Origin of the sequence: Pseudoclavibacter sp. RFBJ3, from assembly GCF_002931375.1 — a bacterium.
In the GTDB taxonomy this organism is placed as follows: Bacteria; Actinomycetota; Actinomycetes; order Actinomycetales; family Microbacteriaceae; genus Pseudoclavibacter.
This window is the reverse complement of sequence record NZ_PSXZ01000001.1, coordinates 1-26,278: the sequence shown is the minus strand read 5'-3', so window position 1 is coordinate 26,278 and position 26,278 is coordinate 1. Positions and strand designations below refer to the sequence as shown.

The 26,278-nt window shown below is 69.3% G+C and carries 28 protein-coding genes; 14 read left to right on the top strand and 14 right to left on the bottom strand.

From position 1 onward, the window contains the following. The first annotated feature begins 72 nt into the window (after positions 1 to 72). Entirely contained in the window at positions 73 to 456 is a 384-nt protein-coding gene (locus C5E07_RS00140) for a hypothetical protein (RefSeq protein ID WP_104244804.1), read from the top strand. Here C5E07_RS00140 and C5E07_RS00135 read toward each other — a convergent pair. After that, complete coding sequence (locus tag C5E07_RS00135; protein ID WP_104298245.1) at positions 453 to 893, bottom strand: VOC family protein; 441 nt, start codon at positions 891 to 893, stop codon at positions 453 to 455. The genes C5E07_RS00140 and C5E07_RS00135 overlap by 4 nt on opposite strands. A gap of 122 nt (positions 894 to 1,015) precedes the next feature. On the opposite strand from C5E07_RS00135, the gene C5E07_RS00130 reads away from it, so the two are divergent. Then, positions 1,016 to 1,198, top strand: coding sequence for a hypothetical protein (locus C5E07_RS00130; protein WP_104297964.1), 183 nt, complete (start codon positions 1,016 to 1,018; stop codon positions 1,196 to 1,198). Between the two features lie 68 nt (positions 1,199 to 1,266). Here C5E07_RS00130 and C5E07_RS00125 read toward each other — a convergent pair whose 3' ends face one another. From C5E07_RS00125 to C5E07_RS00095, 7 genes are all read right to left on the bottom strand, one after another. Then, positions 1,267 to 1,962, bottom strand: coding sequence for a cache domain-containing protein (locus C5E07_RS00125; RefSeq protein WP_104297963.1), 696 nt, complete (start codon positions 1,960 to 1,962; stop codon positions 1,267 to 1,269). Between the two features lie 97 nt (positions 1,963 to 2,059). After that, entirely contained in the window at positions 2,060 to 2,563 is a 504-nt protein-coding gene (locus C5E07_RS00120) for a DUF5956 family protein (protein ID WP_104297962.1), read from the bottom strand. Between the two features lie 62 nt (positions 2,564 to 2,625). Continuing rightward, the gene (locus C5E07_RS00115) at positions 2,626 to 3,417 is read right to left on the bottom strand and encodes a FadR/GntR family transcriptional regulator (RefSeq protein WP_181057661.1); all 792 of its coding nucleotides are present in this window, start codon (positions 3,415 to 3,417) and stop codon (positions 2,626 to 2,628) included. Between the two features lie 145 nt (positions 3,418 to 3,562). Next, a complete protein-coding gene (locus C5E07_RS00110) occupies positions 3,563 to 4,648 on the bottom strand; it encodes a DUF4870 domain-containing protein (RefSeq protein WP_104308679.1) in 1,086 nt (361 codons plus the stop codon). 79 nt (positions 4,649 to 4,727) lie between these two features. Next, complete coding sequence (locus C5E07_RS00105) at positions 4,728 to 4,991, bottom strand: hypothetical protein (RefSeq protein WP_104244816.1); 264 nt, start codon at positions 4,989 to 4,991, stop codon at positions 4,728 to 4,730. A 12-nt stretch (positions 4,992 to 5,003) separates the two neighbouring features. Continuing rightward, positions 5,004 to 6,353, bottom strand: coding sequence for a TRAP transporter large permease subunit (locus C5E07_RS00100; RefSeq protein WP_104297959.1), 1,350 nt, complete (start codon positions 6,351 to 6,353; stop codon positions 5,004 to 5,006). Positions 6,354 to 6,440: 87 nt separating this feature from the next. Next, positions 6,441 to 7,796 (bottom strand): NAD(P)-binding domain-containing protein, encoded by a 1,356-nt coding sequence (locus tag C5E07_RS00095; RefSeq protein WP_104298244.1) that lies wholly within the window; start codon positions 7,794 to 7,796, stop codon positions 6,441 to 6,443. Between the two features lie 165 nt (positions 7,797 to 7,961). Between C5E07_RS00095 and C5E07_RS00090 the strand changes: the two genes are divergently transcribed. Then, entirely contained in the window at positions 7,962 to 8,714 is a 753-nt protein-coding gene (locus C5E07_RS00090; protein WP_219820040.1) for an IclR family transcriptional regulator, read from the top strand. A 51-nt stretch (positions 8,715 to 8,765) separates the two neighbouring features. On the opposite strand, the gene C5E07_RS00085 is transcribed toward C5E07_RS00090, so the two are convergent. Continuing rightward, complete coding sequence (locus C5E07_RS00085; protein ID WP_104297957.1) at positions 8,766 to 9,803, bottom strand: hypothetical protein; 1,038 nt, start codon at positions 9,801 to 9,803, stop codon at positions 8,766 to 8,768. Positions 9,804 to 9,972: 169 nt separating this feature from the next. Here C5E07_RS00085 and C5E07_RS00080 point away from each other — a divergent pair, with 169 nt between their 5' ends. After that, positions 9,973 to 10,581 (top strand): hypothetical protein, encoded by a 609-nt coding sequence (locus tag C5E07_RS00080; protein WP_104297956.1) that lies wholly within the window; start codon positions 9,973 to 9,975, stop codon positions 10,579 to 10,581. 61 nt (positions 10,582 to 10,642) lie between these two features. Further along, the gene (locus C5E07_RS00075) at positions 10,643 to 12,139 is read left to right on the top strand and encodes an RNB domain-containing ribonuclease (protein WP_104297955.1); all 1,497 of its coding nucleotides are present in this window, start codon (positions 10,643 to 10,645) and stop codon (positions 12,137 to 12,139) included. 1,017 nt (positions 12,140 to 13,156) lie between these two features. On the opposite strand, the gene C5E07_RS00070 is transcribed toward C5E07_RS00075, so the two are convergent. The 4 genes from C5E07_RS00070 to C5E07_RS00055 form a co-directional block, all read right to left on the bottom strand. Beyond that, positions 13,157 to 13,381: a hypothetical protein gene (locus C5E07_RS00070; RefSeq protein ID WP_104244826.1), complete on the bottom strand. Its 225-nt coding sequence runs from the start codon at positions 13,379 to 13,381 to the stop codon at positions 13,157 to 13,159. 235 nt (positions 13,382 to 13,616) lie between these two features. Then, complete coding sequence (locus tag C5E07_RS00065; RefSeq protein WP_104297954.1) at positions 13,617 to 14,270, bottom strand: GNAT family N-acetyltransferase; 654 nt, start codon at positions 14,268 to 14,270, stop codon at positions 13,617 to 13,619. Next, positions 14,267 to 15,502, bottom strand: coding sequence for an MFS transporter (locus C5E07_RS00060; RefSeq protein ID WP_181057659.1), 1,236 nt, complete (start codon positions 15,500 to 15,502; stop codon positions 14,267 to 14,269). Before C5E07_RS00060 ends, C5E07_RS00065 begins: the two co-directional genes overlap by 4 nt. Beyond that, positions 15,499 to 16,053 carry a cyclophilin-like fold protein gene (locus C5E07_RS00055; protein WP_104297953.1) on the bottom strand — a complete coding sequence of 185 codons (555 nt, stop codon included), beginning with the start codon at positions 16,051 to 16,053 and terminating at the stop codon, positions 15,499 to 15,501. Before C5E07_RS00055 ends, C5E07_RS00060 begins: the two co-directional genes overlap by 4 nt. A gap of 140 nt (positions 16,054 to 16,193) precedes the next feature. Here C5E07_RS00055 and C5E07_RS00050 point away from each other — a divergent pair, with 140 nt between their 5' ends. The 4 genes from C5E07_RS00050 to C5E07_RS00035 all read left to right on the top strand — a co-directional run bounded on the left by C5E07_RS00050 (position 16,194) and on the right by C5E07_RS00035 (position 19,752). Beyond that, a complete protein-coding gene (locus C5E07_RS00050; RefSeq protein WP_104297952.1) occupies positions 16,194 to 17,108 on the top strand; it encodes a helix-turn-helix transcriptional regulator in 915 nt (304 codons plus the stop codon). A gap of 121 nt (positions 17,109 to 17,229) precedes the next feature. Further along, positions 17,230 to 18,195 (top strand): Gfo/Idh/MocA family protein, encoded by a 966-nt coding sequence (locus C5E07_RS00045; protein WP_104297951.1) that lies wholly within the window; start codon positions 17,230 to 17,232, stop codon positions 18,193 to 18,195. After that, positions 18,192 to 19,217: a beta-propeller fold lactonase family protein gene (locus tag C5E07_RS00040; RefSeq protein WP_104297950.1), complete on the top strand. Its 1,026-nt coding sequence runs from the start codon at positions 18,192 to 18,194 to the stop codon at positions 19,215 to 19,217. Before C5E07_RS00045 ends, C5E07_RS00040 begins: the two co-directional genes overlap by 4 nt. Before the next feature lie 28 nt (positions 19,218 to 19,245). Then, positions 19,246 to 19,752, top strand: coding sequence for a GNAT family N-acetyltransferase (locus C5E07_RS00035; RefSeq protein WP_104297949.1), 507 nt, complete (start codon positions 19,246 to 19,248; stop codon positions 19,750 to 19,752). On the opposite strand, the gene C5E07_RS00030 is transcribed toward C5E07_RS00035, so the two are convergent. Next, a complete protein-coding gene (locus C5E07_RS00030; protein WP_104297948.1) occupies positions 19,718 to 20,623 on the bottom strand; it encodes a LysR family transcriptional regulator in 906 nt (301 codons plus the stop codon). The genes C5E07_RS00035 and C5E07_RS00030 overlap by 35 nt on opposite strands. Before the next feature lie 75 nt (positions 20,624 to 20,698). On the opposite strand from C5E07_RS00030, the gene C5E07_RS00025 reads away from it, so the two are divergent. The 5 genes from C5E07_RS00025 (at position 20,699) to C5E07_RS00005 (ending at position 25,117) form a co-directional block, all read left to right on the top strand. After that, positions 20,699 to 22,246 carry an aminotransferase class I/II-fold pyridoxal phosphate-dependent enzyme gene (locus C5E07_RS00025; protein ID WP_104297947.1) on the top strand — a complete coding sequence of 516 codons (1,548 nt, stop codon included), beginning with the start codon at positions 20,699 to 20,701 and terminating at the stop codon, positions 22,244 to 22,246. A 78-nt stretch (positions 22,247 to 22,324) separates the two neighbouring features. Further along, on the top strand, positions 22,325 to 23,770 hold the full coding sequence (locus C5E07_RS00020; RefSeq protein WP_104297946.1) for an amino acid permease: 1,446 nt from the start codon (positions 22,325 to 22,327) through the stop codon (positions 23,768 to 23,770). A 69-nt stretch (positions 23,771 to 23,839) separates the two neighbouring features. Then, positions 23,840 to 24,034 (top strand): hypothetical protein, encoded by a 195-nt coding sequence (locus tag C5E07_RS00015; protein ID WP_146080456.1) that lies wholly within the window; start codon positions 23,840 to 23,842, stop codon positions 24,032 to 24,034. Further along, on the top strand, positions 24,031 to 24,243 hold the full coding sequence (locus tag C5E07_RS00010; protein ID WP_104297944.1) for a DUF2945 domain-containing protein: 213 nt from the start codon (positions 24,031 to 24,033) through the stop codon (positions 24,241 to 24,243). The genes C5E07_RS00015 and C5E07_RS00010 overlap by 4 nt, the downstream gene beginning before the upstream one ends. A gap of 10 nt (positions 24,244 to 24,253) precedes the next feature. Then, positions 24,254 to 25,117: a Cof-type HAD-IIB family hydrolase gene (locus C5E07_RS00005; RefSeq protein WP_104297943.1), complete on the top strand. Its 864-nt coding sequence runs from the start codon at positions 24,254 to 24,256 to the stop codon at positions 25,115 to 25,117. Positions 25,118 to 26,278 lie beyond the last annotated feature (1,161 nt).

The following is a 26,278-nucleotide window of genomic DNA, read 5'->3' as shown; positions in this document are numbered from 1 at the left end:
CAGGGCTGAGCCCGCGCGAAGCGGTCCGCCGAGGACGCTGCTGGCCTACCGCGAGATTGGATCCCATCCCGCATGCCTCTCCTCACCATCCTCATCGGTGCCGCCCTCGTCGTGACGGGCGCGGTCGCCTACTTCGTCAGCGACACCGGCAGCCTCACGGCCCTCATCCCGGCCGCCGTCGGCCTCCTGCTCGTCATCGCCGGCCTCATCGCCCGCAACCCGAAGCTCCGCAAGCACGCCATCCACGGCGCGCTCGCCGTCGCGCTCCTCGGCGCGCTCGGGTCGCTCATGAACGTCGCCCAGCTGGGAGACCTCTTCGCCGGCACCGCCGAGCGCCCCGGCGCGGTCATCAGCAGCACCGTCATGCTGGTCCTGCTCGTCGCCCTCATCACGGCCGGCGTGCGCTCGTTCATCGCCGCCCGCCGCAGCCGTCAGACGTCAGCCGTCACGAGCTAGCTGGCAGCTCCCCGCCCCAGGCTCGCCTGGAAGCGGATCAAGTACCCGTCGGGGTCCGTCACAAGGAATTGGCGGACCCCGACTTCGTCCCCACCCACCCGGTACCACTTCGTTTCCGGCGGCATGAAGAGCTCCCGACCGGTCGCGAGGACAGCCGCCGCGACCTCGTCAGCATCGGCCACGGAGATCTGGAAGTTGATGCCCCTCCCGAGCGGCGGCTCGAGCGGCCCGGTTACCCAGTTCCGGCCGACGCCGCGCTGTTCGAGCATGAGATGAGCGTTGCCACGGGTCAGATACGCGAACCCCTCCTCGGGTCGGTCATACTTCACCTCGAAACCGCATCCATCGACCCAGAACGCAAGGCTGATTCGGACGTCGGTGACGAGCAGCTCGGGTACGAGGTCGGGCAGATACTCGGATGGGGCGAGAGCACTCATGTCCGCATCGTCGCACGTCGATGCAGCCATGTTCCCGTCGTGTCGCCGAGCTACGGCGTGACCCGCATCCGCCGCCCGCTTCCACTGACCCGACGCCCAGTCTCGCGACGTACCGTCGATCGATGATCGGACTCAACCCAATGCACACCGTCGTGATGGTCGCCTACTTCGCGGTCATCCTTGCGATCCTGGTCCTCACCATCTGGGCACTGATCCTCGCCATCAAAGCCCTTCGCAAGTACCTGCGCACCCCGGATGCGCAGCAGCAGCGGCTGCAGCCGCCAACTCCGCCCGAGATCGACTGAGATCGACTGAGATCGACTGAACCCGGACTCGGGACTCCGACCTGCCCCGAGGTCCCGCGCGTCGAGGCCTAGACCCGGGTGAGCACGCGGAGCCCGGCGATCGCGCAGTCGGTGCTCCCGTAGCCGTCGAGGTCGCGCACCGAATCTCCCGGCGCGAGCCGCGATTCGGTGGATGCGAGCACGCGCTGGGCTGCGTTCACGACGCTCACGTCGCCGAACTCACGCAGCGGCGGGAGCAGCTCTCGTTCGACGTCGTCGACGAGGAGGTCCATGGCGACGACGCCGAGGAATCGCCGCCCGTTCCAGACGGGCATGCTGACGGTGAGCGTGTACTCGTCGCTGCACAGGTAGTCGACGTGCGGGCCCGCGACATGCCCCTCGCCGGTCTCCCGGGGCACGCGGAACCATTCGAATCCGCTGTAGTCGATGTGCTCTCGGCTTGGCGTCTGCGCTGCGAGCCGCAGCTGCGAGCGCATCGGGCCCTGCCACCAGGACAGGTGGCCGCGGGACGGGCCGCGAAGGTCGAGGGATGCGACGAATCCGGCCCCGAACGCGGCCGGCCAGGTACGAGTGAAGACCGAGAGCGCGAGCGGCTCGACCAGCTCGTCGAGGCGACGGTCGCTGAGTTCGCCCCGCGACTCGAGGTCGCCGAGCACGGCACCGAGGTCGCGGCTGAGCGTTTCGAGCACGTCGAGTGTCGATCGGAAGTAGTCGTCGAGGAGCGCAGCTGGGCCGCGTCGAACCGCGGTGGCGTCGATCGTCATGGAGCGGCTCCTCTGCCTCGGTGTTGGCCGATGGTACACAGCGGAGGGCCGCTTTCACTGGGTCGACCGGCGAAGATCGGCGAGAGCCCGTTCCGCGTCACCAGGCGAGCGGCGACATGCGACCATTCAACAGCACCCGCAGCGCCGCGTGCACCTCGAGCGCGTTCCTTCGGTGGTCGTCGGGTGCGACGTCCCGCGCCGCACGGAGGCACACTCCCTCGAGGTCTCGTTCCGTGACCCCGTCTGGGAGGCACAGCATCCACTGCACCGCCCGCGGGGGCGCCGGCACCCCGGCATCTGCGAGGTACTGGACCATGTCGTCGTGGATCTCGCTGATGTCCTCCTCACTTGAGAAGGTGCCGTCGGCTGGCCCGCCGACACGCTGGCCGCCGCCGTCCGTCTCGACGACGGGGTCGTACCGCGCCGGCTCCTGATACACCCAGCTGGGGCCGGCGAGGTAGGCGATGAGCGCCAGCGACCCGTTCGGCTCCAGCCTCATGAGGTTGGTGGTCTGCATCACGTTCTCCGTGAAGTCGCTCCAAGACCAGTTCGGCAGCCCCGCGAGTGCGGCGATCCTCACCTCGTTGTCGTTGATCGGCATACGTTGGCCCCCCAGCCATAGTCGTTCCCCCGGCACCCGGCACCATCACGGCGCCGGCGCGCCTACCGCTCGAGCAGCGACCTGCGCTTTGCCTCGAGCCGTTCGACGACGTCGCTCACGGTCGCGCGCAGAGTCTCGCGCGCGCCAGCGGTGTCCCCCCGAGCGACATCATCGACGAGTCCAAGTATCTCGCCTCGTTGCGCCTCCCGCTCGGCGTCGTCCACAGCGAGCAGCCCGAGCAGCGGGGAGAGCTCGGATTGCACGCGCATCTGCTCCTTGGTGAGCCGCACCGACTGCCCGAGCGCGCACAGTTCGACGACGATGTCGTCGGCGACGTGTCGCCACAGCGCGGGCGTCGGCTGAGCCTGCCGCCCGGAGATCGCGGCGTCGCCGAACGCCGTGAGCCGGGCGCGGATCGCGTCGACCTCGCTCGGCGCAGCCCTGGAGGCTGCGAGTTCGAGGCAGCCAGCGGTGACGGCGAAGTAATGGGCGGCGAGGTCGCGAAGCGCCGTGCGGGAGATGGATGCGAGCTCGGCGGCGGCGTGTGAGGCGGGGTCGGCGCCCGCGGTGACGAAGCTGCCGCCTCCGCGTCCTCGTTTCGTCGTGACGAGGCCGCGTTGCCGCAGGAGGACCAGCGCTTCGCGGACGGTGACCGGCGAGACCCCGAGCGACTTGGCGAGCTCGCTCTCTGGGGGCAGGCGCTCCCCTGCTTGCAGAACGCCGCGGTTGATGGCGACGCTCAGGCGACGCTCGACGAGCGCGGCCTTGCCCTGGTCGGCGACGGCTCGGAACACCGCGTTGCGCAGGCGCGACGGAACCCCGGCTTCGGGGTTTGTCCGCTGGGGCGTTGGCACCCCGCCATTGTGGCCCATCCACCCCTGTACTGGCAGGGTGCAGATCAGACGCGGCGGGCGCGGCGGCCCCTGTCCAACATGAGTGCAGAATCGGCCCCTGAATCGCCAGTGACGTCCAGAGGCGACGAGTCTGCACTGAAGATGGTCAGCCCCGCAGGCGCGGACTGAAGAACGGCAGCGCGATGGGGGCGAACACCACGCCGCGCGAGGCCTTCACGCTGCCCACGATCGAGAACACGATGTGCGTCACGGAGACGGCGAACCAGAGCGTGATGGGTATGCCGATGGGGAAGAACGACCCCGAGTAGGTGTCGTCGAGGACGAAGAGGAACGCGATGTGCAGGGCGATGAGGATGATCGAGGAGAGCAGGTAGGTGAGCCCCCAGTTGGCGGCGTTGGTGCGGTTTCGCTCGCCTTCCTCGGTGGCGGGCGCGCGCGACCTGCCAGCCGCGATCATCACGATGCCTGCCGTGATGGCGGTCACGAACGGGAACGGGATGACCGCGATCAGCCCGAGGCTCCACTGCGTCGCGCCGTTCGCCAGCGGCCGCGTCAGGAAGACCGGCGAAGCCGCCGCCCCGGTGGGCGGGGCGAACTGCGGCGCGTTCGGGCTCGTCGGCGGGGCGCTCTGGGAGGGCAGGCTCGTCGCAGGGATATTCGGCGCCGCCTGGACCGGCGCCGCCTGGGCCGATGGCTGCGGCTCTCCGGACGGCTCGAAGTAGAGGTTGCTCGCCCACGCCCCGGAGCCCGTCAGCTCCTGCAGCCGCTCCGGCGGCAGCTCGAGTGCTGTGCGGATGAGCGCGTCCACGTGCTGCTCGGTGTCGCAGACCATCCCCTGCGCCTCCCGGAGCATCTCGGGGTGCGGGTTCTCGTCATCCGTGGCGCTGAGCACGTGAATCTCCGCGACCTCGAGCAGCAGGTAGCGTCCACGGTTCGCGGGGTCGCGCAGCACGCTGCGCGCCTCGGCGATCTGCCGCTGCGTCTCCTGGTCCTGCGGGAGCCGAGCGAAGAGGCGCTCGAGGTTGGCGACGCCCTGGTCGTAGTCGCCGAGGATCGCTGCGGCCGGCGCATCCCAGATCGTCGACGGCACCAGCCGACCAGACCCCGAGACGAGCAGCTCGTGCACGAGCGGCACATCCCAGTTCCACTCCGACAGCCCGGAGACACGAGTGAGCGGAGCCCCCTGCCCCGGAACCTCGTCGACAACGTAGAGATAGCTGCGGTTCGCCATCACGCGAGCCTAACGGGAGACGCCCGCACGCCGAGATCGCTCGCGGCGATCCGGGGTGCGGGCGTCGAGATCGACCCGGTCAGTCTTCGTCCTCGTCCTCCAGCTCGGCCTTCTTCTCCACCTTCGGGAGGCAGTTGAAGAGGGCGTAGCCGATGAGGCCGACGACGATGGCCGAGATGATGGCCGGATGGAGGAGCGTCTCCGAGGCTCCCTCGATGAGCCAGGGCTGCGCGAAGATGAGCCCGATGACCTGGGCGAAGACGAGCACGAACGCCAGCAGCAGGAAGACGATCATCGCGATGCCGAAGAGCGGATGCAGGATGCGGTGCAGTGAGGTGCGCATGATTTCAGACTCCTATCCGCCGGGGACCGGGACGATCCCGAGCGCGATCAGGACGCCGAGCGCGAAGAACGGCACGACGTAGTAGATGATGAGCGGCACGAACGTGGACTCCGGTTTGGCTCCCGTGAGGCCACTCGCGACGAAGATGGCGCCGGAGGCGGGCGGGGAGGCGCCCTCCGTCGAGGCGAACACGAGGATCGCGATGACGGCGAGCAGCGGGTCGATGCCCGCGGCGATGAGCGTGAACAGCGACACCTGACCGACGGCGGTGAGGGTTGCCGTCGACGACAGCGGGCCCGCGACCAGCACGATCAGCAGCCCGATGAACGTCACGAGCAGCCACAGCGGGATGTCGACTCCGCTCAGCAGGTTGTCGACGTCCTCCGCGAGGCCGAGCTCGGCGAGCACCTCGCTCGCGACGACGGCGAAGAAGAGGAGCGCGACGATCGTGGAGAACTTCGGCGCCCCGCTCGTGATGAGCTCCCACCATCCGCGCGGCGAGCGCGGCAGGTCCTTCCAGGCGACGAGCGCGGCGAAGAACATGATGAGGACGGGGATCCACACGATGAGCGAGATCGATCCCATGGCTTCGGAGAGCACCGGCGACGCTTTGAGCACATCGGCGAGGGGCCCGACGGAGATGGCGATCGGGATGATCGCGCCAAGGAAGATGAGGGTCGACGATCCGCCGCGCTTCATCGCGGTCCGCCACGGGAGGAGTTCGGGTCCCGAGGCTGCCGTGATCTTGTCGCGCTTCACGAACCAGCCGATGAGGCCCATCCGGAACACGAACTGGTAGATGCCGGCGACGAGCAGCGCCAGGTAGACCTCGCTGGTCGTCACGAGCGTGCCGGCGAAGCCGATCATGATGACCATGGACGCGCTCGGAGGAAGCGCGGTGCCGAGGCCCGCGTTGCCGGCGATGACGGTCGCGGCGCGCGAGCGCTTCCATCCGGTGCGCACCATCCACGGACCGGTGATCGATCCGGAGGAGGCCGCGTTCCCCGTGTTGGAGCCACCCGCGACGGCTCCCATGGCACCGGACGCGAGTGTGTCGACGATCGCGGGGCCGCCCGGCAGCTTGCCGAAGAGCGAGGAGAGGATGGCGATGAGGCGATCGATGACGCCGGTGCGCTCGACGAAATGCGTCATGAAGACGAACGCGACGGCGGCGTAGAGGACCTGGTTCTCAGATGCTTCGACGACGGCGGTCACGGCGTACTCGGGGGCGTTGAACCCGGCGAAGGCGAGCGTGACGAGGAAGCCGAGGATCATGGCTTCCGCCATGTTCCGCTTGACGACGACGTTCCAGGTGACGATCGTCGCGATGAAGGCGACGAGGGCGATCAGTGCGACAGGCATGACCCTCCCCTACGTCGGCGGGGCGGGTGCCCCTGGTCGGTGATGCTCATGGCAGCTCCTTTGCTGTCTATGGTCTGGTGCGCCGGATCAGGCGCTGGGATTCGCTTCGGCGCGCTGGCGCAGGATGTCGACACGGCGGCCCGCCTCATCGGCGAGCACCGCCCGGCCTGCCCTGAGCGCGGCAGCCGCGCGGTCGATCGGGAGGACGAGCACGCCATCCTCGTCGGCGACCACGTAGTCGCCGGTCGAGCAGATGGCGCCTCCGAGCGAGATGGTCTCGCCGACCCGCCCGGGGCCGGACTTGTAGGGGCCCGCCGGGGAGACTGCGACGGCCCAGACGGGTAGTCCGATCTCGGCGATGGCGGAGACGTCGCGCACCGCGCCGTCGACGATGATGCCGCGCACCCCCGCGTTGACCGCGCGCTCCGCGATGAGCTCGCCGAGCAGCGCACGCTCGGCGTACCCGCCGCCCGCGATGACGAGCACCTCGCCGGGCCGGACCACCTTGAGCGCCTCGTGCAGGGCCCGGTTGTCGCCTGGATTGACGAGCACGGTGCGTGCGCGTCCGGCGATCGGGCCGGAGGGCCAGATGGGCTTGATGCTCGAGTGCGCGAATCCGAGCCGGTCCCCGCCATCGCCGAGCGCCGCCGTCGGCACCGACTCGAGTTCCGCCGCGAAGTCGGGCTTCGCCTCGAAGGCGAGGTCGACGTGTCGGCGCCTGGCGCCTTCGGTGACGGGCCAGTTCCCCGGAAGCGCGCTCAGCAGCTCCAGGCTGTCGCCGAGCTCGTGGCTTCGCCGGTCTGCGTGGATGCGCGTGCCCTCGTCGAGACGCGTGACGGCGGCCTCTCCGTCGACCAGGGTCTCGACGATCTGGGCGCGCATCCACGCTTCCTCGCCAGCAGCACGGCCGGCGGACATGGCCTCGCTGATGAGCGCGCCGAGTCCCTTCATGTACACGCTGCGCAGGAGCTTGCGGCCGGATGCGTCCCCGATGGTGTCGCTGACGACGTCCGCCGTGGCACCGATGGAGCGCAGTACGTCGGCGGCCGACTCCGCGTCGGGGCCGGAGAGGATGACGCGCACCTGCGCGCCGAACTTCTTCACCGAGCCGATCACGGCCCCGTCGACGACCTTGGCGCGTTCGCCGATCTCGTCGGCGACGGCCCGCTTCAGCTGCGGGGATCCGGCGTTGAGGTCGAGGAACACCGCAGTCGGCTCGAGGTGCGGTGCCGCGTCTCGCGCTGCCCCTGCGGCGTGGGCCGCCGTGGTGAGGCCGAGCACCGCGTCGGCGCCGGCGACCGCCTCGGCGATCGAGGTGGCGCTGGTCATCCCGGGGATCTCGACGCTCCTGGGGTCGAAGCCGACGACCTCCCAGGAGGCTTCGACGAACGCCTTCGCGTACATGCTTCCGGCTTCACCGAGGCCGAGGACAGCGATTCTCATGAACGACTCCGTTGTCATCAGGCAGAGTTTTTTATCACTCTGCGCAAGTTGATTTCGCGTAACGATAGCAGGCGTCCACGTTCGCGGCCAGGGACGGGACCAAGCGGGGTCTCGTTGCACCCGGTGGTACGTTGAGGAATCACCTGGCACGGAGGGGAAAACGCAGTGAGCGTTGAGCGCGTCAATCAAGGCCGGACGCTCGAACGAGCGCTCGACGTCATCGAGTGCGTCGAGGCATCACGGACGCCGCTGAAGCTGACGCAGATCTCCAAGGCCACCGGCCTGCACATCACGACCACGCAGCGCATCACCACGACCCTCGCGCGGCGCGGGTACCTCAACTCGACCGAGGCCGGCTACACGCTCGGTCCCGTCGTCCTCGCGCACGCGCACGCGTTCATGCTCCAGGATCGGCTCGCCTCCGTCTCGCATCCGGTGCTGCAGAACCTCACCGAAACGACCGGATTCACGTCGTCCGTCTACGTGCGCTCGGGCTGGTCGCGCATCCTCGTCGCGCGCGTCGAGCCACCCGAGTCGCTCCGCTACCGGTTCCCGATCGGGCAGCGCCTCGACCTCGACGTCGGTGGCGGCAAGGTGCTGCTCGCGGCCGTCGCACCGGAAGAACTCGACGAGTTCCTGAAGGACTACTCGGGGCTCGCACTCGCCAGCGGACGGCAGCAGACCGCCGACTCGCTTCGATCTGAGCTCGCCGAAGCCGCGGCGACGGGCACCTACGAGAGCCATTCAGAGCGCTACCCGGGAACGGTGAGCCTCACCGCCGCCATCACGGACTCGCGCGGCACCGTCATCGGCGTCGTGAATCTCGTGACGACGGAAGAGACGATCAGCGAGGACGGGCTCGCGAGGTTCAGGTCCCGCGTCATCCAGGCAGCTCGCGTCATCGGCGAGCAGCTCTGACGGATCAGGCTCCCAGCGCCGGCCCTTCTCCCGGGTGCGCCAAGGCGTGCATCACTTGCCGAACAGGTCTCCGAGGCCGGGGATGTCGAAGCCGAAGTTGCCTGCCTGCTCCTCGACGCCGCCGAGGAACTGGTCGCCCGCGCCCGCGAACTGGTCGCCGAATCCGCTGACCTGGTCGCCGAGCCCCGAGACGGCCTCACCGATCCCGCCGAACTCGCCGAGGTCGGCCGTGAGCCCCTCGAAGCCCTCGATCCCGGACGCGGCGATGCCGTCGAAGTCGATTCCGGATGCCATCGCGTCGCCGATCAGCGGAAGCGCGACGGAGCTGGCGACGGCACCGCCGACGACGCCGAGCGCGATGCCGCCGAGCGCACCAGCCCCGACACCCGCCGCAGCTGCACCGGCGACGCCCGCGCCACGGCCGAAGCGAGCGGACCCGCCACGACTCGAGCCGGGCGTGAAGTTGGAGCCACCGCGGGAGCCCGCGATGCGCTTGCCCGCCCCGAGCACCTTCGCCATGAACCCGGGTCGCTGCACCTCGCCGCGCGTCGCCGCCCGCGCCAGGTCGTCAGGGGAGCTCGACTGCGGGCGGTCGTACGGACCGGACTCCGCGCTCAGGCGCTCACGCACCTGGTCGCGCTGCTCCGGCGTGAGTCGCTGGAACGCCTCACGGTGCGCCTGCTCGAGCTGGTCAGGCGCCGCGGTCTTGAGGAGGTAGTCGTACTTCGCGATGGCCGCCTTGTCCGCGGCAGTCCCTGAGCTCGGATTAGAGGCCGGGCGCGAGCCATAGCTCGGAGCGCTCGGCGGCTGCTGCCCGGACCGTGGGCCGGAGTCGCGGGCGGTGTACTGGTCAGGCTGCTGGTACTGGTCGCGCTGCTGGTGCTGGTCACGCTGCTGCGCGGCGTCCCGGGCGGGGTAGCCCTGCTGGCCGCGTGGCTGCTGCCCATCCCCCGTCACCTGATCGGCGACCTTGCGGACCATGTCCTTCCAGTCCCCGGAGCCGCTCTTGCCGCCCCGGTTGCCCCCGGAATTGCCGGAGTTGCCGAGGGCCTTCGAGGCCGCGCCGAGGATCTTGTTGAAGTCAACCATGCGCTTATCGTCACCTATCGATCTATGGAGAACGTATGGAGCGCGTGCGCGTCCGCTCAGAGCGTCTTCGGCAGCATCCGGCAGAGTCCGACAACCGACCTCTTCTGCCCGACGCCCGCAGGCCGTATCGTTCGCAGAGCGGCGCCCCCACGCCGCAGACCGGAGCATCATGCCTTCCTTCCTCCCCTCGAGCCACACGACCGCAGAACGGCCTGCGCCTGGCCGCCCGTCCCGCCGAGCACTGCTCTCGACCGCGGCCTGGACCACCCCTGTCTTCGCCGCCGCCCTGGCCACTCCCCTCGCCGCCGCATCCACGGCCCTCTCCACGATCGAAGGCAACTTCACGCCCTTCGACACCGAGCTGGCAGTCGGCCAGAGCACGGAGGCGGTCATCGCCTTCATCGAGACCTCCGGCGTCGACTACACGGGCACCGTGTCGATCCTCATCTCCCCCTCCCGCGAGACGGATACGGTGATCGCCACCCTCTCCGCGTTCGGCCCGATCACCACCGACCCGGAGACGACCGGGCAATGGAGCTACGCGCAGGAGGGCACCAAGCTGCGCGTCACCTACTCGGGCTACATGGAGGGCTCCGTCGGCATCCGCGGCTACCTGCAGTCGGACACGAATTCCGGGATCACGGTCGACACCGGCGGACAGTACCTGCTCACGGAGACCAGCCACACCATCGAGGTCGAGTCGGCGAAAGCCGTCGCCGACAACGTGCAGACGGCGTGGACGATGACCTACGGCACTGACGGCATCGGCGCCCCCTGATCTGGTGCGGGTAGCGTGACGCCATGAAGTTCACCGTCGAACCTGCATCCGTCCCCCGCCGATGAGCACGCGTGCTGTGCAGGCCGGTGCGGCCGCGGAGGTGCTCGGCCCGTATCTGGAGCGGCTCCGCACCGAGCTCGAGATCCCGGCCGACTACCCAGCCGACGCGCGAGCCGAGGCCGAGGTCGCCGCAGCCCACGAGTTCGGCTCGGACTCCGGGCGACACGATCTCCGCGAGCTGCCGTTCGTGACCCTTGACCCTGTCGGCTCGCGTGACCTCGACCAGGCATTCTTCCTTCGCCGCGTCGAGGCCACCGGCGAGGACGCTGACGGCTTCGAGGTGTTCTACGCGATCGCGGACGTCGCATCCTTCGTCGAGCCCGGTGGGGCGCTGGACGCGGAGACGCACCGCCGCGCCCTCACCGTCTACGGGCCGGACGGCCGATTCGGCCTGCACCCGGCCGTGCTCAGCGAGGGCGTCGCGAGCCTGCTCCCCGGGGTCGATCGGCCCGCCGTCGTGTGGCGGATGCGTCTCGACAGCTCGGGCGCGCTGCTCGATGACATCGAGGTGCGTCGATCCATGGTGCGTTCCCGGGCGCAACTCGACTACCCCTCGGTTCAGGCACGGCTCGACGCCGGAACCGCCGACGAGCTGCTCGGGCTGCTGGCGGAGATCGGCCGGCTGCGCATCGACGCCCAGTTCGCGCGCGGCGGCGCGACGCTCGAGGTGCCCGACCAGGAGATCGAGCGCAGCGACGACGACAAGCGCTACCGGCTCGTGCTGCGTGAGCCGCTCGCCTGCGAGGAGTTCAACGCGCAGCTGTCGCTGCTCACGGGAATCGCAGCCGCGACCCTGCAGCGGCGGGCGGGAGTGGGCATCTGGCGCACCTTGGATCCCGCCCGCGACGAAGACGTCGAGCGCCTGCGTCGCGTCGCCGCCTCCCTCGGCTTCGACTGGGCACCGGACGTCTCGTACGCCCAGTTCGTCAGGACCATCGACGTGGCCCGGCCCGAGTACGCGGCGTTCGCGACCGAAGCCACCCGCCTGTTCCGCGGAGCCGGGTACGCGGCCTTCGGCACGCCCGAGCATCCGGACGTGCCGAGCGCCGCATCCCACAGCGCCATCGCCGCCGAGTACGCGCACGTGACCGCCCCGCTGCGGCGCCTCGTCGACCGCTACGGCACCGAGATCGCGCTGGCGTTCTGCGCCGGAGAACCCGTGCCGTCGTGGGTCGTGGATGCGCTCGAGGCACTGCCCGGCGAGATGGCCGAGGGCTCACGCCGTGCGAACGCGTACGAGCGGGCGGCGGTCGATCTGCTCGAGGCGGTCCTGCTCGCGCCCCGTGTCGGCGAGGAGCTCGACGGGATCGTCGTCGATTCGTCGCCCACCGGGGCCGCCGATGCGGGTCAGGCGAAGGCGACCGTGCTGCTGTGCGACCCCGCAGTGCGGGCGAGGGTCGTCGGCGGCGCCGCGGCCCTGGAGCTGGGCGCCGCCGTGAGAGTCCGCGTCGACTCGGCTGATCCGGAGAAGCGCGCGGTCACGCTGAGCGTCGCGTGATCCGCCCCCACTCCCCCTCCCGCCGCCGTTTAGGCCACTTTCAGCCCGTCGCGGGGGCCCAGGTGGGGCGAAAGTGACCCGCTTGAGCCGCGCGAGCTCGCCTGAACCGCGCGACGCCGCGCTGCCACCCCCGCCGCCGCCTCCAAGTAGGCCACCTTCAGCCCATCCCGGGAGCCCAAGTGGGACGAAAGTGGCCCATCTGGACCGGATGAGCCCGCCTGGCCTGCGCGAGCCCGCCGAACCGCGCAGCGCCGCGGGGGCCGCGCTACCGCCGCCAAGAAGGCCACTTTCAGCCCATCCCGGCAGCCCAAGTGGGGCGAAAGTGGCCCGCCTGGCCCGCGCGACGCCGCTGCCGCCGCCGCCGCCGCCAAGTAGGCCACTTTCAGCCCATCCCGGCAGCCCGAGTGGGGCGAAAGTGACCCGCCTGAGCCGCATGAGCCCGCCTGGCCTGCGCGAGCCCGCTGAACCGCGCAGCGCCGCGGGCGCCGCGCTGCCGCTGCCGCCGCCGCTGCCGCTGCCAAGAAGGCCACTTTCAGCCCATCTCGGGAGCCCAGGTGGGGCGAAAGTGGCCCATCTGAACCGCGTGAGCCCGCTCTACCTGCGCGACGCCGCGGCGCCGCCCCTTACACCGCTGCCGCTGCCGGCGCCGAGTAGGCCACTTTCATCCCGTTGCGGGGCCCGGGTGGGGCGAAAGTGACCCGCTTGAGCCGCGTGAGCTTGCCGGATCCGCTTGAGCCCGGCTGAGCGGCATGAGCCCGCTTGAACCGCGCGACGCCGCGCCGCGTATCCGCCGCCGCCGAGTAGGCCACTTTGTGCCCGCTCCGGGAGCCCGGGTGGGGCGAAAGTGACCTTCTTGCCGCAGATGCGTTGCCCGGCGGTGCGCAGGCGACGCGCGCAGAAGGCGCGGTCAGGAGAAGCCGACCAGGGCGAACCAATCAGGCCAAACCGGTCAGGACAGAGCTATCAGGACGAACCAATCAGGCCGAACGGAGCATCCACGACCTCGCCGGAGACGCCTTAGAGCGAGGTCCAGGTGAACGAGTAGCCGTTGCCGTTGCGGTGGCAGGCCTCGGTGATCTTGGTCCACGAGCTGATGTAGGTGCGCTGCACGGCCTGGCAGTCGGCGAGCGATCCGCCGGTCCAGTACGACTGCGTGGTGCCGGCGCTTGCTATCGCGGGTGCTGAGACGGCGATGCCGACGGCGAAGAGGGCTGCGGTGACGGTCGAGACGATGCGACGCATGTTGACTCCTTCGACAGGCCCGGCTGGTCCGGGGTGTCGGCGAGCGTAGTCCCGCGGATTGGGGCGGGCTGGTGGATACGCGCTCCGAGATGGGACGGGGAGAACTCCCCTCCCCCGAATCAGCGGGCGAAGCGGCGCCGAGCTGGGCGTTTCCTTGGCGATCTCGCCGGGTCTTGGAGCAGAGAGTGCTATCCACCCGGAGGAGAAACAGGATCACCCGGACGATGTGAGCAGCTCAGCAGAGCCTGCCCCCACTCGCCGGTCGAGGAAGCGCTATGTTCGGATCCCGCTCGGCACCGCGGTCGGCCAAGGCGACGTCATCTCGGGTCAAGACGAGCAGCCGTTCGCTCTCGCGTCGGCTCAGCTCGTGGAATCCCAGACGCTCCGCAAGCCTGAGCGATCCGATGTTGCGCGGATGCACGACCGCGAGGACCATCCGGGCATGCACAGCCTCGAACGCGAACTGGATGACGGCCCCCGCTGCCTCCCGCGCGTATCCATTGCCCTGAGCATCGGGATGCAGCACCCACCCGATCTCGACGCTGCGCACTTCGCTGGCAACGGCCCGCAGGTGCAAGGAGATATCGCCGACGAGCCGCCCCTCGAGTTCGACGGCCAGCGCCATGAAGTCCTCGGCCCTGCGGAGCCTCGTGGACTGCGTACGGACACGGAGGTGGCGCAGCGCCTGGCCGCGACTCCGCGGTGGCCAGTTCAGGAACTCACGAACTCGCGCTTCCTCGTGGAGGAGGAACCACTCCTCAGCGCTCGCCAGAGAGTGGGCGCGCAGCAGGAGACGTCGAGTCTCGAGCGTCGGAGCGGAGACCGCTTCGCCGATGCCTCTCCCCCGGAGCCGCCCCACGCTCTCCCTCAGGAATGCAAGGACGCTCATGCTTCCCCATCACCTGGTCCCGTCTCCCTCCGCCGGAACGCAGACCGCCGGCCGACGAAGGTCAGCAGCAGCGCCACCGCCCCGAGCAGCATCATGGCAACGGGCAGGACAAGGCCATCGAAGACTTCGAGAAGCCCTGCGCCGAGAATGCCGGCGCCGAAGATCGCGAGATTGAACGCGACGGGAAGGAATGAGTTCGCGACGTCCGAATTCTCGCCCCCGGCTCGCGTGAGCGCGTTCTGCAGCTGCGGCGAAGCCCCTCCGAAGCTCACGCCCCACAGCGCCGCAGCAGCCAGGAGCGCGACGGGCGAGCCCTGCCCTGCCAGCAGCACGACCGCAGCGACGATGAAGGCCAGCACGCTGAGGTGGAGCAGCAGGCTCGGATACCTATCGAGGAGCAGGCCGGTCACCGCCACGCCGAGTAGAGAAGCGATCCCGTAGGCGAGCAGCATCAGGTCCGGGGTTATCGCGGTGCCCGTCTCACGGAGGTAGGGCGCGACGTACGTGTAGATCGTGCTGTGCGCGAGCATCCAGACGAAGATCACCGCGAGCACGACGGGGACCCCTCGCAGGCGGAGCACCCGCGCCATGGGCAGGCCCGCGAGCGCGGGACGGCCTGGCGCGTCCGGGACGACAAGGACAACCGCTATGGCGACCAGTGCTGCGAGCGCGGAGAGACCGGCGAACGACCACCTCCAGTCGGACACGGCTCCGATCCAAGCCCCAAGTGGCGTCCCGAACGCGAACCCGAGGGGCGCGCCGATCGCGACGATCGCGATCGCGGCCCCCAGCCGCGAGGGCGGACTGATTCGCACGGCGTAGGGCGCGAGCATCCCCCAGATCACTCCAGAGAATGCCCCGGCGATGAACCTCGTGACGAGTGACAGCGCGATGTCAGACGAGAACGCGGTCACGGTGTTGGCCGCAACCAACCCCGCGATGCTGACGAGCAGCAGGGGCTTTCGACGGAGGCGGCGCGTTAGCGAGATGGCGGGAATCGTGACGATGACCGTGCCAAGTGCGTAGGCGCTGACGAAGAGCCCCACGGTGCCCTCCGCGGCTTTCAGCCCGTCGGCGATCTCCGGCAGAAGACCGGCGGGCATGGTCTCCATCGCGACCAGGATGAATCCCATGAGTGCGAGGACGATGAGCGGTGCGAGGCGCAACTGCGGAGCCCTCGCGCCTCCAGTGGACGCCGGCGCTTCGGATGTGCGCGATGAGGGTGAGGTCATTCGGCGGACACCGTTCCAGTCGCAGGCACAGCAGCACGCACTGCCTCGACGTCTTCGAACGTGCCAATCGGGATGATCCCGGGGAAGTGACCGACGGAGTCGTAGTAGAGGACGAGCCCCTCATTGGGTGCGTAGTAGCCGATCGTCCCCGCTTCGGCGGCGCTTCCGGACGGCATGCCCTCGAGGGAGAGCGCCCTGGGGAGGGTCGCGATCTTCTCCTGACCGCCGAAGTCCTCGAACGACAGCTCGAGGGGCAGCTGCGTGAGGAGATCGGCGGAGGTCGCGGACTGGTTCAGCACGCCGCGGACGGTGACGTCCCCCATGCTGATCGTGATGTTCGTCGTGTCGGGCATCAGGTCTTCGCCCTCCGTTTCGCTCGCCGCCGATGGTGGTGTCGAGCTCGTGGCGCCAGTAGCGTGCGGTGCCGCCTCGCTCGCGCTCTCTCCGGAGGCATCCACACCCGTGCAGCCCGCCAGCAGGAGTCCTGCCGCGAGCAGGCCCGCGGCGGCAGCGCGCACCTTCCCTGCGCAGTCGATTGCGATGCTGCTCATGTTGTCCTCTCCGAGGGAGCGGTCGTCGTCCCTGTGTCGTCCAGCAGTCAACGCCTCACGTGAGGTAGGAGGGAGAGTCCCGCTAAAGGGGTTCCAGCAGAGGCACCCCAGAAGGCGGGCACTGGTCGTACCGTGGATCCATGGACAACCGGGGCGAAGTGCGAGCATTCATCAGCTCCCGCAGAGGCAGGCTGACCCCAGAGCAGGCGGGGATCGATCCGGGCACGACCCGACGGCGTGTGACCGGCCTCCGACGGGATAAGGTGGCACGGCTCGCGGGGGTGAGCGTGGAGTACTACACCCGCGTGGACCGGGGCAACCTGACGGGTGTCTCTGAGAACGTGCTCGATGCTGTGGCTCGGGCGCTGCAGCTCACCCAGGCGGAGCACGACCATCTGAGGGATCTCGCTCGGACGGCCAACCTGGGCGCGAAGGTCCGCTCTCCCAAGACGCGGGCGTCCGGGCTGCGCCCGACCGCGCAGCATCTGCTCGACTCGATCACGGGCGGTGCCGCGATCATCGGGAACAACCGCATGGATATCGTGGCCGCGAACGAGCTCGGCTTCGCGCTCTATTCGGAGATGTACCGGGGCACTGCGCGGCCCGCGAACCACTCCCGATTCATCTTCCTCGACCCTCGTGCGCGCGACTTCTACCCTGACTGGGAGCGGGCAGCCAACGTCAACGTCGAGATCCTCCGGCGGGAGGCCGGCCGTTCGCCGTTCGACAGGCAGCTCACGGACCTGGTCGGAGAGCTGTCTGTGCGCAGCGACGAGTTCCGCATCCGATGGGCAGCCCACGATGTCCGCCGACATTGCTCCGGCGCGAAGCATTTCCGACACTCGACGGTCGGCGCACTCGAGCTGGTGTACCACGCGATGGACCTCGAAGACGACCCCGGCCACACCATGACGGTCTACACCGCCGTGCCAGGCAGCTCTTCCGAGGAAGGCCTGCGTCTGCTCTCGTCCTGGGCCGCCACGGAGAACATCGCGGCCATCGCCCGCGAAGGAACGGCGCGGAGCATCGCGCAGGCTGACCGCGCTGACGCCTAGCAGCGTCGCACAGGTCGAGGGCTACCTGCCGGGTCCGTCGAGCTCCGACTACGATCGACAGCGTGCATTTCTCGAGCTCCCCCAAGCAGGCAGGCGCCGTCACGCAGTCGAGGTCGATCCGATGAGGCTCGCCGTCATCGGTGCCGGCCAGATCGTCGCAGACTTCCTGCCGCACGTCGCGAACGTACCCGGGCTGGAGCTGGCGGCGATCTACGGTCGCCCGCCGCGTCTCCAGCACCTGGAGGAACTGCAGGAGCGGTTCGGCATCGAGCGCGTCTTCACCGACCTCGACGAGTGCCTCGCCGACCCGAGCGTCGACACGGTCTGGGTCGCCGTCCCGAACTCGCTGCACTTCGAGGTGTCGCGCAAGGCGCTCGAGGCGGGGAAGCACGTCATCTGCGAGAAGCCGTTCGTGCTCCAAGAACGGGAGCTGCAGGAGCTGCGCAGACTCGCGACGGCGCGTGAGCTGATCCTCATCGAGGCGATCACGACGCAGTACCTCGCGAACTACCGGTGGATCAAGGAGCATCTCGACCTCGTCGGCAGGATCAAGGTCGTCCAGTCGGACTACTCCCAGTACTCGTCCCGCTACGACGCCTTCCGCGAGGGCACGGTGCTGCCGGCATTCGACCCCGCGCAGGGCGGCGGTGCGCTCATGGACCTCGGCATCTACGCCATCCACTTCGTCGTGGGGTTGCTCGGCCGGCCGAAGCGGGTCAGCTACACCGCGAACGTGCAGCGCGGCGTCGACACGTCCGGCGTCCTGATCCTCGACTACGGCGAGACCACGGCGGTCTGCGTGTGCGCGAAGGACTCGGACGGCCCCATCCGCAGCAAGATCCAGGGCGAGGACGGGTGGATCGTGGCCGACGGATCCCCGAATGTCCTGCCATCGCTGAGCTACGCGACCCGCGGCGGCGAGGCCGAGCAGCTCGACCTCACGAAGTACCCGCACCGCATGGTTGAGGAGTTCCGCGAGTTCGAGCGCATCATCCGCGAGCACGACACCAACGAACGCGACCGGCGCCTCGACCACAGCGCCGACGTGCTCTCCGTCCTCACCATCGCCCGAGAGGGGCTCGCATGACCACACCACTCATCCTCGTCGCGAACGCAGGCGAAGGCTCGATCTCGGTCTTCCGCTTCGACGGCGCCTCCCTCGAGCGGACCTCGGTCGCGACGGACCTGCAGGGATGCTCGAACTTCGTCGTCGACGCCAGCCGCGACCTCGTCTACGCCGCGGTGAAGGGCAGCCCCGCGGCGATCGTCACGCTGCGCCTCGACCGCGAAGCGGGCGAGCTCACCCCGATCTCGCGTCGCGAGACGCCCCGCGGCGGACTGAACTACGTCGCGCTCACGCGGGACGGATCCGCGCTGCTCGGCGCGGCCTACTCCGCCAGCTACGGCCTCATCGCGCCGATCGACGAGGGCACGGTCGGCGAGCCGACGACGATCGTGGAGCATCTGCACCTGCACTCGGTCGTGGCGAGCAAGGACGGCCGGTTCGCGTACTTCGTGTCGCTCGGCGACGATCTCGTCGGGCAGTACGCCATCACCGATGACCTCGAGCTCGAGGCGCTCCACCCGGTGGGTGCGACCGCGCCGACCGGCAGCGGCCCGCGCCACATCGTGCTCAACGGTGCCCAGACGCAGGCCTACGTGATCACCGAGTTCAGCGGCGAGGTGCTGCGCTTCGCACGCGACTCGAGCACCGGTGTGCTCTCGCTCCTCGATTCGGCGAGCTACGCGGACGCGCTGCAGGGCCTGCAGCGCGGAACCCTCGGCGCGAATCCGCTGGAGCCCCGCTCGATCTGGGGTGCCGACGTGCACTGGGGCGCGGATGAGCGGTTCCTGTGGACCTCGGAGCGCACGACGAGCACCCTCGCGCCGCTCGAGGTCGCCGAGGACGGCTCCCTCGAGGATGCGCGGTCGTTCACCGTCACCCAGCAGCATCCCCGCGGGTTCGCGCTCAGCCCCGACGGCCGCTTCCTCGTCGCCGCGGGCGAAGGCGGGGCGCAGGTGTCGCTCTACGAAGTGCGCGGCGACCACCTCGCCGAGCTGCAGCAGGTCGAGACCGGCGCCGGCGCGAACTGGGTGCGGTGGGCGTGACGCCCGGCCTGGCTGTGAGCGTCGTGCCGTGACCGAGCCGATCATCCGCCCCGCCGTTCCCTCCGATGTCCCGCAGATCCTCGACCTCATCCGCGGCCTCGCCGTGTACGAGCGCGAACCGGATGCGGTGAAGACGACCGAGGCGCAGCTGCACAGGAGCTTCTTCGGCGAGCGGCCTGCGGTGTTCGCGACCGTCGCCGAGGCGGCGGGAGCGAGCACGAGCGCGTCCGGTGCCCCTCGCCTCGACGGCATGGCGCTCTGGTTCCTGAGCTACTCGACGTGGGAGGGCGAGCACGGCATCTGGCTCGAGGATCTCTACGTGCGCGAGGCTACGCGCGGCAGCGGCCTCGGGACGGCACTCCTCCGCTCGCTCGCGCAGGAGTGCGTCGCGAAGGGCTACCGGCGCCTCGAGTGGTCGGTCCTCAAGTGGAACGAGCCGTCCATCGGCTTCTACAGGAGCCTCGGCGCGTTCCCCATGGACGAGTGGGACACGTTCCGGCTCACGGGCGATCCGCTGCAGGCGCTGGGCGGCTGAGCAGGATCTCGCCGAGCCAGGCGGCGGCGGGTGGCACGGCGCCCCGACGGGTGACATACGACACGTGCCGCTCCCCCAGATCCTGCACGGCAGGCCGAAGCACGACGTCGAAGTCGTGGTCGATGGCGGCGCCCGTCGAGAGGGCGAAGCCGAGCCCCTCGGCGACGAGGCCGTGGATCATGTAGAGGTCGTCCGTGCGCATGAGCTCACGCACCGGGTAGCCGAGCGATTGGCCGACGCGGCGCAGCACGCGGTCTGAGGCCTCGTCGTTGCTGCGGCTGAAGACCCACGGCACCTCCCGCAGGTCGGCGAAGTCGATGCTGTCGCGGCTCGCCCATTCGCTGTCGCGCGCGACCATCACGCCGTATGGCTCGGTGAGGAGACGCTGCAGCATGAGGTCCGGGACGGCGAAGGCGGGCTCGACGGACACGTCGAAGATGAGCCCCGCGTGCACCTCGCCGCTCCTGAGCATCCGCACGATCTCCGTCGGCTCCCCTTCGACCACCTCGACCCGCACCGACGTGCGCTTCTGCAGGCTGGCGATCGCCGAGGGAAGCAAGCGTGAGCCCATCGAGGCGAACGTGCCCACGCGCAGGGTGACAACGCCCGCGTCGCGCTGATCGGCGACCAGCTGCTCGGCCCGGTCGACACGCGCGATCGCCTGCTCGATCTCGGCGGCGAACGACACTCCGAGCGGGGTCAGCGACGTGCCCCGCCGCCCGCGGTCGACGAGGCGGGCGCCGAGGTGCGACTCGAGGCTGCGCAGATGGTGCGTCACCGTCGGCACCCCGTACTGCAGCGCCTTCGCAGCCCCCGTGAGGCTTCCGTGCTCCTGGACGGCGAGGAGCACGCGGAACTGCTGGAGGTTCATCACCCCTAGACCGTATGTCACTGACGGCAGGATCCTGCTATATCGCCGTCGTCAGTTCGTTCCTAACCTGAACGCATGTCCATCCTCCACGCACCCGTCCCGAGCAGCGCAGCTCAGGTCGACGGCATCACGACCCCCGCCGGGCACCGCATCCCGCGAGCACAGTTCGAGACCCCGTACGCCGACGCTCTCCGCTCCCTCGCCACCCACGACTGGCAGCGGATGCACGTGCCGGCACATCACGCGAAGGCGGTGAATGCGCCCGGCGTCGCGAGCATCGTCGGGGCCGACGCGCTGAGCCTCGACTTCCCGATGCTGTTCAGCGGCGTCGACCAGGAAACGTGGCGCCTCACGACGCCGGGCCGAGTCACCCCGCTCATGCGGGCGCAGGACCTCGCCGCCGACGCGTGGGGAGCGAGCCGCGTCTGGTTCACGACCAACGGAGCCTCCGGCGGCAACCACGTCGCGACGACCGTCGTGCGTGGCCTCGGCACCGAGTTCGCCGTGCAGCGCAGCGTGCACTCGAGCGTCATCGACGGCATCACGCACGCCAACCTGACCCCGCACTTCGTGCACGGCGCCGTCGACTCCGGCCTGGGTGCCGCGCACGGGGTGACTGCGGAGCAGGTCGCGGCGACCCTCGCCGAGCATCCCCGGTCCGCTGCCGTCTACATCGTCTCGCCGAGCTACTTCGGGGCGGTGGCCGATGTCGCGGCGATCGCGGCCGTCGCCCACGGGCACGGGGTGCCGCTCATCGTCGACGAGGCGTGGGGTTCGCACTTCGGGATGCACCCGGCGCTCCCCACGAACGCGGCACGCCTCGGCGCAGACCTCGTCATCTCCAGCACCCACAAGGGCGCGGGCTCGCTCACGCAGTCGGCCATGCTGCAACTCGGCCACGGGCCCCACGCCCGGCACCTGGAGTCGCTCGTCGACCGGGTCGTCCGCTCCTACCAGTCGACGAGCTGCAGCGCCCTGTTGCTCGCCTCGCTCGACGAGGCGAGGAGGCATCTCGTGACGCGGCCAGACGCGGTCGAAGAGGCCCTGGCATCAGCGCAGCGCATCCGCCGACTCGTGCACGACGACCGCAGGTACCGCGACGCGACTCCCGACATCCTCGCCAGCCCCGATGCCATCGCGAACGACCCCTTCAAGATCGCCATCGACACTCGAGGCGCCGGCATCACCGGCACGGATGCGCACTACCAGCTGCTCCGCGACCATCGTGTCTACTGCGAGCTGTCGACCCCCTCCGCGTTGCTGGTGCTGGTCGGCGCGACGGCTCGGGTGGACGTCGAGCGCCTGTGGGGCGCACTGCAGGCGCTGCCCGAGGCGGAGGTCGAGCCGATTCGCCCCGTCTCGCTCCCAGCGAGCTGCGAGCGCGCGATGGGCCTCTCGGACGCGTTCTTCAGCCCCGTCGAGACGGTGCCGCACACGGAGGCGGTTGGCCGCATCTCCGCCGACTCGCTCGCCGCCTACCCGCCGGGTGTGCCCAACGTGCTGCCAGGCGAGGTGCTCAGCCAGGAGGTCGTCGACTTCCTGCGGCACACGGGCGCAGCGCCGTCCGGCTACGTGCGCGGCGCGAACGACCCAGAGCTCTCCACGTTCCGCGTCGTCGCCTGACCCTCAGTTCTGCCCACAACCACCAGCGCGCACGCGGCGCCCCGCCTCAGCACCACGACATCAGCACAAGGGAGTGTCATGTCCACGACAACCACCGCGCATCCGCCTCAAGGCGAGATGCAGCGCGGCCTCAAGAACCGCCACCTGCAGCTCATCGCCATCGGCGGCGCCATCGGAACGGGGCTGTTCCTCGGCTCCGGCAAGCTCATCAGCGTCGCCGGGCCGTCGATCATCTTCGTCTACATGGTGATCGGGTTCTTCGTCTTCTTCATCATGCGCGCCCTCGGCGAGCTGCTGCTCTCGAACCTGCACTACAAGACCTTCGGCGACATCGCGAAGGACATGCTCGGGCCGTGGGCGGGCTTCTTCGTCTCCTGGAACTACTGGTTCTCGTGGGTGATCGCGTGCGTCGCCGACATCGTCGCCATCACCGCCTACGTGCAGTGGTTCAACGCCGACATCCCCAACTGGCTGCCCGCGCTCATCGCGGTCGTCGTGCTCACCGTCCTGAACCTCCAGCCCGTGAAGTGGTTCGGGGAGACCGAGTTCTGGTTCGCGATCATCAAGATCGTCGCCATCCTCGGCCTCATCGCCGTGGGCATCGTGCTCATCCTCACCCGGTTCCAGAGCCCAGACGGTGACACCGCCACACTCGCGAACCTCTGGGAGCACGGCGGGATGTTCCCCATGGGCGCGAGCGGGTTCGTGCTCGGCTTCCAGATGGGCATCTTCTCGTTCATCGGCGTCGAGCTCGTCGGCACGGCCGCCGCAGAGACCGAGAACCCGCGCAAGACCCTGCCGAAGGCCATCAACTCGATCGTCGCTCGCATCCTCATCTTCTACGTGGGCGCCCTCATCGTCATCATGAGCGTCACGCCGTGGGACAAGATCGAGCCCGGCAAGAGCCCGTTCGTGTCGACGCTCGCGATCGCCGGGTTCGGCCTTGCCGCGTTCGCGATCCAGCTGGTGGTGCTCAGCTCGGCCGCGTCGAGCGCCAACTCCGGCCTGTACTCGGGCACGCGGATGCTGTTCGGGCTCTCGAAGGACGGCCACGCCCCGAAGGCGTTCGCGATGACCAGCAGCCAGGGCGTGCCGACGAAGGCCGTCTTCTTCACCTGCGTCTTCCTGTTCTCCGCCATCCCGCTGCTCTTCGCGGGCGACGAGGTCATCGCCGCCTTCACGTTCGTCTCCTCGATGTGCGCGACCCTCATCCTCTTCACCTGGGGCTCCATCGTGGTCAGCTACATCGTGTACCTGCGCCGCTTCCCCGAGAAGCACCGAGCGTCGAAGTTCAAGATGCCGATGGCGCGCGTCGCCCCCTGGCTCGTGCTCGCCTTCTTCGTCTTCATCGCCGGCACGCTGCTGTACGGCGACGACACCCGGCTGCCGTTCCTCGCGGCCCCGGTCTGGTTCATCATCCTCACCGTCCTGTGGCAGCTGCGGAAGCGGAAGCTGCAGCAGGAGGGGCGTCCGCTGACCGCCCCGATCCCGACCATCCCGCATCCGCTCGACGAGCGGGACTGACCGGGTGGAGGTGCGGCATGCGCGTCGCACCTCCACCCTCCGCCCAGGACGGCCGGGCATGCTCTGCGCATGAGGAAGCTGATGCTGAACACGTACCTGTGGGTGGCGGTCGCCTTCTACGTCGTCGCCCTCGCCGATCTCGCGAACGACGGCAGCATCTGGATCGTCTGGTTCGCCCTCGGCGTGGTGTTCACGATCATCGCCTTCCGGAGGCCGAAGGCCGAGCCTCACCCCGAGACCGCCGAGCAGGAGGAGAGACCGTGACCGCAGATCTGAGCAAGGGCGACCGCGTGAGCTGGAACACCCCGCAGGGCCGCACGCAGGGCGAGGTCGTCGAGAAGAAGACGAAGGACTTCCAGTTCGACAAGCAGAAGTTCACCGCCTCAGAGGACGAGCCGGCGTACATCATCGAGTCGGACAAGTCTGGGGCGAGGGCCGCGCACAAGGGATCAGCGCTGCGCAAGCTCTCGTAGGCTGGAGCGCATGGCAGATACCGTTCTCGAGACCGCCGACCGCCACTACGAGTCCTCGCTCGAGGGCAACGACGTGCGCCTCGTCGTCGCCGACATGGACGGCACGCTGCTGCTCGACGACCACACGGTTCCCGACGCGTTCTGGGCTCTCCTGCAGCGGATGCGCGAGGCCGGCGTCGAGTTCACCCCCGCGAGCGGCCGACAGTACGCGACCCTCGCGAAGCTCTTCGAACGCGACTCCGACGGCATGTCGTTCATCGCCGAGAACGGCACGTTCGTGGTCCGCGATGGCCAGGAGGTCAGCTCGCTGACGCTCGATGAGTCGTTCATCCGGCAGGCGATCGCGCTGCTGCGCGGCCTCATCGAGAGAGGTCACGACCTCGGGGTCGTGTTGTGCGGCAAGAAGTCGGCGTACATCGAACGCGGCGACGACGTGTTCATCGCCGAGGCCCGCAACTACTACGAGGCGCTCACGGTCGTCGACGACATGCTCGACACCGATGACGAGTACGTGAAGATCGCCGTCTACGACTTCGCCGAGGTCGAGACTGGGGCGGCCGCCGAGGTGGACGAGCTGCGCGAGTCCCACCGGGTCGTCGTGTCGGGCCACCACTGGATGGACATCATGCCGCCTGAGGCCAACAAGGGCCTCGCTGTGCGACAGCTGCAGGAGCGCCTCGGAGTGACTGCGGCGCAGACAGCGGTCTTCGGCGACTTCTTCAACGACGTCGAGATGTTCGCCGAGGCCGAGCGCTCCTACGCGATGGTTGGCGCGCATCCCGAGGTCAAGGAACTCGCAAAGTACCTCGCCCCCTCCAACCAGGAGCAGGGCGTCGTCACCGTCGTGAGCGCGCTCCTCGACGCGCAGGCGTAGCGCTCCGGACCAGTCGTTCCCCGAGCCGCGGGATGCGTCTGGGCCGGGTTTCGGCGACCGAGATGGGTTTCCGTGACCGTGATGGGTTTCCGTGACCGAGATGGGTTTTCGCGCGGGCTCGTGATGGGTTTTCGTGACTGGTGATGGGTTAATTCCCATCACGGTCACCGAAACCCATCACGGCCACCGCTCGGGGCACCGGCAGAGCACCCAAGGGCCCGCGCGAGGGGCTCCACAGGCAAGGTCGGCGCCACAGACAGTTGTGGGCCGACGCTGCCGCGCGGTGGCGGGCCGACGCTGCCGCGCGGGCCGACGCTGCCGCGGACAGTTGTGGGCTGACGCTGTTCCACGGAGAGGGAACGACATCAGGCCACAACTCTGCCGGTGAGTGGTGGGCTGGTGCTGCCGCGCGGTGGCGGGCCGACGCTGTCGCAGACAGTTGTGGGCTGACGCTGTTCCACGGAGAGGGAACGACATCAGGCCACAACTCTGCCGCGGAGTGGTGGGCTGGCACTGCCGCGCAAAGTCGTGGGCCGGCAGTGTCGCGCGGAGAAGTGGGCTCGTGGAGTCGCGGACAGTTGTGGGCTGACGCTATTCCACGGAGGGGGAACGGCACCAGGCCACAACTCTGCCGCGGAGGAGTGGGCCGGGGCTGTCGCGCGAAGTCGTGGGCCGGCAGTGTCGCGCGGAGAAGTGGGCTCGTGGAGTCGCGGACAGTTGTGGGCTGACGCTGTTCCACGGAGAGGGAACGGCATCAGGCCACAACTCTGCCGCGGAGTGGTGGGCTGGCACTGTCGCGCGAAGTCGTGGGCCGACAGTGTCGCGCGGAGTGGTGGGCTGACACTGCCGCGTGGGCCGACGCTGCCGCAGACAGTTGTGGCCTAGTGCTGTTCCACGGAGAGGGAACGGCAGCAGGCCACAACTCTGCCGCGTGGATGCGCGCGGCCGGCGGGCGCATCCGCCGGCCGCGCGAGGCCCCGCCAGCCTCAGCCCTCGCGGGCGCGGGCGCGGGCGCGGGCGTGAGCACGCGCAGCCTGGCGGGGCAGACCCGCGCGGGCTACACGCGGTCGGGGGCCGCTTCGATGAACGTCGTCGGCACGTAGCGCTTCAGCTGCGTGACGTGCGACGGGTTCAGCTCCTCAAGCGAGTGAGCACCGAGCA